This is a genomic window from Sulfurovum sp. bin170, from assembly GCF_010892395.1.
GTDB lineage: Bacteria > Campylobacterota > Campylobacteria > Campylobacterales > Sulfurovaceae > UBA1140.
On sequence record NZ_JAACKB010000014.1, the window covers coordinates 1 to 7,044 of the forward strand.

The window sequence follows — 7,044 nt, forward strand, 5'->3', positions numbered from 1 at the left end:
ATCATAGGCACTTTTACAGAAGTAAATTCAAAAAGATTTTTGGCAATCGCTTCACTCTGCCCTCTCTCCTCTGCTCCAAGCCCTGGGTACGCACCAGGGGTGTCTATAAGCATAAGCACAGGAATATTAAACTTCTCAGCAAGTTTCACCGCACGAAGTGCTTTTCTATACCCCTCTGGATTTGGCATACCAAAATTTCTTTTTAGTTTATGTTTGGTTCCACGACCCTTCTGCTCACCTATTAGCATCGTCTTCTGACCATCAATATAACCGATATAACAGAGTATCGCAGGGTCATCACGAAAAGCTCTATCTCCATGAATCTCATACGCATCTTCCATCATAAAACGGATATAATCTAAAGAGTATGGACGGTCAGGATGTCTAGCCAATTGTAGTTTTTGATAATCACTTAAGGAACCAAAAGTCTTAGCCACCTCTTTCTCTAAAGCCTCTTCAAATGACTCCAGAGCATACTTATCATCTCTCGCTTTAGCAGAGTCAATATCTTGCTGAATCTGCTCAATTTTTTTTTCAAACTCTAAATAAGTTGCCATAGCATACCCTTATATTTTCTTGAAGATTACAACTCCGTTTGTTCCACCAAAACCAAACGAATTGCTCATAACTGCATTAAGCTCTGCATCTCTTGATTTGTTAGGAATATAATCCAAATCACAATCTGCATCAGGAGTTGTATAGTTAATTGTTGGAGGAAGTTTACCATCACGCATAGCCATAATAGATATGACAGCCTCAATCGCTCCTGCTGCACCTAGACAGTGACCTATCTGCCCCTTTGTTGAGCTAACAGGTGGGCAGTTCTCTTTTCCACCAAATGCCTCTTTTATCGCTGCTGTCTCATTCTTGTCATTCGCAGCAGTACTAGTTCCATGAGCATTGATATAGTCTATCTTAATATCCCCAGCCATTCTAAGTGCCGCTTTTATCGCTCGAAGCGGTCCCTCTGGTACAGGTGTTGTGATATGATTCGCATCACCACTCTCACCAAAACCAACTACCTCAGCATAGATTCTTGCACCTCTTTTTAGGGCAGACTCATACTCTTCGAGAACCAATGCTCCCGCACCCTCACCCATTACAAAACCATTTCTATCTGCATCAAATGGTCTCGATGCACCTTGTGGGTCATCATTGTTCGTACTCAACGCTTTCATCGCACCAAATCCACCTATTCCTGCACCACAAATTGCCGACTCTGCACCAATAACTAACATCTGCTCTGCACCATCAAGAATAATAGTCTTGGTAGCCTCTGCAATAGCATGGGTTCCTGCTGCACACGCTGTTACGCAAGAGAGATTTGGTCCTTTTATCCCATGGTCAATAGAGATAAATCCACCTAACATATTAACTAGAGACGAAGGGATAAAAAATGGAGAGATTCGTCTAGGACCTCTATTTTCACAGATTACAGAGTTCTTTTCAATATTTGGCAATCCACCAATACCAGATGCAGATGAGATACCAAATCTCTCCATATCTATATCATCAGCAAAATTTGCATCCGCCATCGCTTCATTTGCAGCTTTCATACCAAGTTGAATAAATCTGTCAGCTTTTTTGACCTCTTTTGGATTCATTACCTCATTTGGGTCAAAACCGACAATTTCACCTGCAATTTTTACAGAGAATCTCTCAATATCAAAAAGCTCAATCTCTTTGATACCACACTTCCCATCCAAAATAGCAGAGAATGCCGTCTCTTTGTCTTGTCCTACACTATTAATCATCCCTAAGCCAGTAACTACTACTCGTTTCACGCTATCTCCTGTTCATTCGTTCTTAAGATATATATCAGAATATATACTAAATAAAATTCTTGCAGAACTCCTTGGAATCGGAGACTTTAGTCCCGAATATTACGAGGCTAAAGCCATCGGTTCCTAGTTTTGCAAGAAGTCTAATAAATTCTCAAATATATTTTATTTAGGGCAGACACACTGGTCTGCCCCTACTCAAATCTATGCTTGAATATTCTCAATAAATTTAATTGCATCTGAAACATTTGCAATTTTTTCTGCATCTTCATCAGGAATCTCTATATCAAATTTCTCTTCAAGGGCCATTACTAGTTCAACAACATCAAGACTATCAGCACCAAGATCCTCTACGAACTTAGACTCAATTTTTACTTCATCTGGACTCACATTTAGTTGCTCTACAACTACCTCTTTTACATCATCAAATAGTGCCATGACACTCTCCTAATCGTTTAATTTTATGCTCGTAAGTATAGCAAAAAAAGCTAAAAACTAATTACTATTGTAAAAATTATAATTTAATTAAATGTAATTTTTCCCAAAAAACTTATTTACAGTAAAAAACACTTACACTATATAAGTATAAAAAATAGACTAAAAAAAATAGAGTGTTACAAATTTGTTGAATTTTTTCTTAAACACTCTATATATAGGGTATATTTTGAGTAAAATTATTTTATTTTAAGATTAAAGTTGTATAATTTTCAAATTTTTTCGAATAAGGTAACACAACATGATTAAATATTTTTTAATATTTATAAGCGTCACAATTACTACATTTTCACTGGACAATGCGTATATAGAAGATATCACTTATACGCTAGAGGAAGAGAGCAATATTAATTTATACCAAGAAGATGAAACTTCTTCTAATAAATTAGCTGTAACTATGAATAGAAAAATTAATTCTCCAAAAGATATTACTATTTTTAAAGAGAAGATGATTAAACCTATTAACTATACAACTACTGTATCGTTGAATAAGCTCCAAGTCTCAGAGAAAAAACAGAAATTTTTCCACATGATGCTACCTGCTATTTTGATTAGTAAACAGAAACTAAAAGTCAAAAGAGCAAGAGTAGAAGAGATTCTTCAATTGGTTAATCCAACTTCAGATGATTTGATATTTTTAGATAAACTCTATAAAAAATATAGAACTGATAACGGTAAAGAGCTTCTATCTCGTATGAAAACTCATCCTGTTAGTATTGTATTGGCTCAAGCGGCAATTGAGTCGGGTTGGGGAGAGTCAAGATTCTTCAAAGAGGGTAAAAACATATTTGGTATGTGGTCTGTCAGCAAAAATGAACCTCGAATGAGAGCAAAAGAGACTAGAAATGGCAAAGCCATCTATCTTAGAAAATATAGCTCTATTAGTGATGCTATTGATGACTACTTTGTAACAATTGGAAGAGGAGCTTATAAGAGCTTTAGAAAACAGAGAGACATCACAAAAGACCCATTAAAACTAGTTGCATACCTAATCAACTACTGTGAACTAAGAGGTCAATATACAAAAAAACTTAGAAAATTTATTATTGCTAATAATCTTGAAGATTTTGATGAGTTTCAAATAGATAAAATGTACCTAACAAGAAACTTTTACTAAATCCAAACTCACTTTAGTTCCCTCTCCTTTTTGGGAACTAATCCAAATCTTTATCTTCTCATCATCACAATAGGCTTTGACAAGAGCCAAACCAATCCCCTCACCACGAACAGCACTATCAGACTGATAATATCGCTCATATATAGAGATTAACTCCACCTCATCCATACCTATACCTCTATCTTCAATAGTCAAAATATTATCTTTTAATCTTATAGTAACAGGCTCTAGTTTATCGGAGTATTTCATCGCATTTGTCAAGATATTATCCAACATTTTTTCAAAACCAATTCTATCAACAACTATCACAACTGGCTCTATATATAATAAGAAAGGATTTCTCTGCTGTAACCTCAACACAGCCACCCTCTCCTCTATCAACTCATCAACCCTAAACAACTCTTTTTCAACAGAGTGTATCTCTTTTTTAATACTATAAATAAGCTCTGCATAGAGTCGCTCTAACCTCTTAGATGAATCCTCTATACGACTCAATCGTTTTAGAGCTTTTTCATTATCTTTTAGAGTCCTCTTAAGTAGTGCAGTGTTTGCTTGTATAGTGGAGATTGGGATATTTAGCTCATGCAGTATCTCTCTTGTTAGATGCAGAAGATTCTCATCTATTTTAAACTTTTGACTTAAAATATAGCTGTTCAATATATAACCAAAACCCAAGGAGAGAACTATAATCAATAGACTAGCTACAATAAACTCCATTTTACTACTCAAAAAAGTATAAAGCAGTCCCAATAAAAATATAATAGAGAGTGTATAAAGCAGTGTTGCTATCCATATCTGTTTTTTCATATAGACATAATATCTATGATTTGTTTAACACTAAATTAACAAAACTCCTCTATAATAACTTATTATGAACATAAGAGGAGTTTATCAATGAAGAGAACCATCTATCTATCCCTAGCATCTGTTGCAGTTCTTCAAGGTGCAGAGAAATTAAAAGATATCAATGTCACTGAACGAATCGGCACAGAGGTAGTCGCCGATGTTTATGGTGAAGAGTTGAAATCATCAGACTTAGCAGAGGCATTAAGTCAAAGTACCCCTAGTATGACCATGATTAGGCGAAGTGGTATCGCCAATGATATAGTATTTAGAGGTCAAAAACGAGACAATATCAATGTTATCGTAGATGGAATGAAGGTGTGTGGAGCCTGTCCCAACCGAATGGACCCACCCACTTCACATGTGATGACCCAAAATATTGATGAGGTTCAGATAACACATGGGGCTTTTGATGTAGAGGATTTTGGAACACTAAGTGGCAAGATAAAAATCAATACACGAAAACCACAAGAGGAGTTTGCAGGTGAAGTGACTATCAATGTAGGGAGTTATGACTATAAAAAAGCAACCGTTAGTGCCAGTGGTGGTATAGGAAGTATCAAAGTCCTAGTCTCTGCTTCAAAAGAGGAGGGAGGACAATACAAAGATGGAGATGGTAATAACTTTGCCGAGCAACTCGCCAATCAGGTAGATGGTACACCATTGGCAGGTATGGCTTATCTTCCTAACCAAAGTGATAGGGATGCCTATGAGAGAAAATCAGCTATGGCAAAACTCTTTTGGGATATTACAGATGACCAAGAGTTGAGATTAGGCTATACAGCCAATAGAAGTGATAATGTACTCTACCCAAGCACACCAATGGATGCTGATTATGATGACTCTGACCTCTACAATATTGAGTATCGTATAGACAATATCGGAGATATTTCTAAAAAACTAGAGATGCAGGTCTATCAGACAGAAGTAGACCACCCTATGTCGATTCGTTATCGAAAATCATCCGTGGCAAACGGGGTGATTACCCATGCACTAACGACTAAGATGCAAGGGGCTAAGATGAAAAATAGCTTTGATATTGATGAGCATGAGTTGGTTGCTGGTTTGGATTATAGTTTGAGAAACTGGGATGGGGCATATTATAAAAATGAAAAACCTTTTCCTGCGGATAAATTTCGCAGTATCTATGATGTCAATACCAAAAACCAAGCTCTATTTATCAAAGACAAGTTTACATTAGGTTCAGCTACCATCGAGAGTGGGCTTCGATATGATGATAGCACCGTCACCCCAACAGGTATACAACAATCCAATGATTATAGTGGAGTCACAGGAAACATCTTTGCTACTATCAAAGCAAATCGCACACTAAAATACTATATGGGCATAGGAAAGTCAACCAGAGTGCCTGACCCAAGAGAGCTTTACTACAAAGATAAAATGGGAGTAGAGATAGGTACACCCAACTTAAATGAGACCACCAACTATGAAGCTGATTTAGGATTTGAAAAAGATTTCGCCAACTCCACCCTTAAGACAAAATTTTTCTATAGTAAACTGCAAGATTATATCTACTATAACGGTATGAAAACAGGTGGAAACAACTTTACCAATATAGACGCAACCCTCTATGGTGCAGAGCTTAGTGGTAGCTATTTGGCAAATGATGCGATTACTCTTGACTATGGTTTAGCCTATACCGTGGGTAAAAAAGATGACCTACCACAAGGACAAACAGACAAAGATTTAGTCGATATTACCCCTATGAAAATGACACTTGGTGCAACCTATATGTTTGATACAGCCGTAGCAAAACTGGAACTAGTAGCCCGTGATGATTGGAATAGAATCGACAGTGACAATGGTGAACAGGAGATTGATGGATATACTGTTGTTAATTTCAAGTGGGATAAAGAGATGACAGAAGCTCTAAATATTACGCTAGGAATGGATAATATTTTTGACAAAACTTATACAGTCTCTAATAGTCAAAAAGATTTGACGCTAGTTGGTGGAGATAAGAGTATGTTGATGAATGAACCGGGGCGGTACATGTATCTCAACGGAACTTATCGGTTTTAGAGTCTATGCTTTAGTGTAACCATATCAAAAAGGTTACACCAACTTTATACCCAACCCCCCCGCACAATATACTCTTTTGAGCCATCAGGGTCTATCTTTTTCCGTAGTCTATTGATAGCGACATTGATGGTCTTTTCGTGAGCATCCTCTCTATACTACCTCAAAAATCAAGACAACTTTCAAAAAATAACTAAATTAAATAAAGAGATTTTTAACAATGAACAACTATAATAGAGAGTAGATAATTTCACTTCATAAAATGGATTAAAAGATGATAGATAAAAAGATAAATAAGATAATAGACGAGATAAAAACACTTGAGGATGAACTAGTAGATGAGATTAAGAAGAGAGAAAAGGAGTTTTTCTACAAAATAGAAAATGGAAAAGTTCAATTTGAACATCATGTTATACAAGAGGGCAAATCAAAGATAATTAGCTCTATTCGGTATCTATCCTCTTTTCCTGTATTGGCAATTTTCACCATACCTTTTATCTGGTCAATGATTGTGCCAATCGCTATCATCGACCTGCTTATAACCATATATCAATGGGTCTGTTTTCCTATCTATAAAATCCCAAAAATCAAACGAAGTGACTATGTAGTCATAGGTAGGTATAGGCTCTTTTATCTTGACAAAGTGGAGAAGATAAACTGCTGGTATTGTGAATATTTTAATGGTGTCATCGCCTATGTTCGAGAAATTTCTGCTAGAACCGAACAGTTTTGGTGTCCTATCAAACACTCAAAAGCACTTAGAGATAG

Annotated in this window: 7 protein-coding genes; 3 read left to right on the forward strand and 4 right to left on the reverse strand. The window is 36.3% G+C overall.

The window, feature by feature from the left end:
* From GSY74_RS00400 to acpP, 3 genes are all read right to left on the reverse strand, one after another.
* The coding region (locus tag GSY74_RS00400) for a carboxyl transferase domain-containing protein (RefSeq protein ID WP_304948050.1) at positions 1-557 on the reverse strand (557 nt) is incomplete at its 3' end.
* Positions 558-566: 9 nt separating this feature from the next.
* Positions 567-1,784 carry a beta-ketoacyl-ACP synthase II gene (locus GSY74_RS00405; RefSeq protein WP_164663126.1) on the reverse strand — a complete coding sequence of 406 codons (1,218 nt, stop codon included), beginning with the start codon at positions 1,782-1,784 and terminating at the stop codon, positions 567-569.
* A gap of 201 nt (positions 1,785-1,985) precedes the next feature.
* Positions 1,986-2,219 carry an acyl carrier protein gene (gene acpP, locus GSY74_RS00410; RefSeq protein WP_164663127.1) on the reverse strand — a complete coding sequence of 78 codons (234 nt, stop codon included), beginning with the start codon at positions 2,217-2,219 and terminating at the stop codon, positions 1,986-1,988.
* A 298-nt stretch (positions 2,220-2,517) separates the two neighbouring features.
* Here acpP and GSY74_RS00415 point away from each other — a divergent pair, with 298 nt between their 5' ends.
* Positions 2,518-3,393 carry a glucosaminidase domain-containing protein gene (locus GSY74_RS00415; protein WP_164663128.1) on the forward strand — a complete coding sequence of 292 codons (876 nt, stop codon included), beginning with the start codon at positions 2,518-2,520 and terminating at the stop codon, positions 3,391-3,393.
* Here the strand turns inward: GSY74_RS00415 and GSY74_RS00420 are convergent.
* Complete coding sequence (locus GSY74_RS00420; RefSeq protein WP_164663129.1) at positions 3,373-4,200, reverse strand: sensor histidine kinase KdpD; 828 nt, start codon at positions 4,198-4,200, stop codon at positions 3,373-3,375. The two genes, GSY74_RS00415 and GSY74_RS00420, sit on opposite strands and share 21 nt — an antisense overlap.
* A gap of 87 nt (positions 4,201-4,287) precedes the next feature.
* Between GSY74_RS00420 and GSY74_RS00425 the strand changes: the two genes are divergently transcribed.
* Entirely contained in the window at positions 4,288-6,279 is a 1,992-nt protein-coding gene (locus tag GSY74_RS00425) for a TonB-dependent receptor (protein ID WP_164663130.1), read from the forward strand.
* A gap of 271 nt (positions 6,280-6,550) precedes the next feature.
* Positions 6,551-7,044, forward strand: a 494-nt coding sequence (locus GSY74_RS00430; RefSeq protein WP_164663131.1) for a hypothetical protein, incomplete at its 3' end; no start/stop codon positions are given.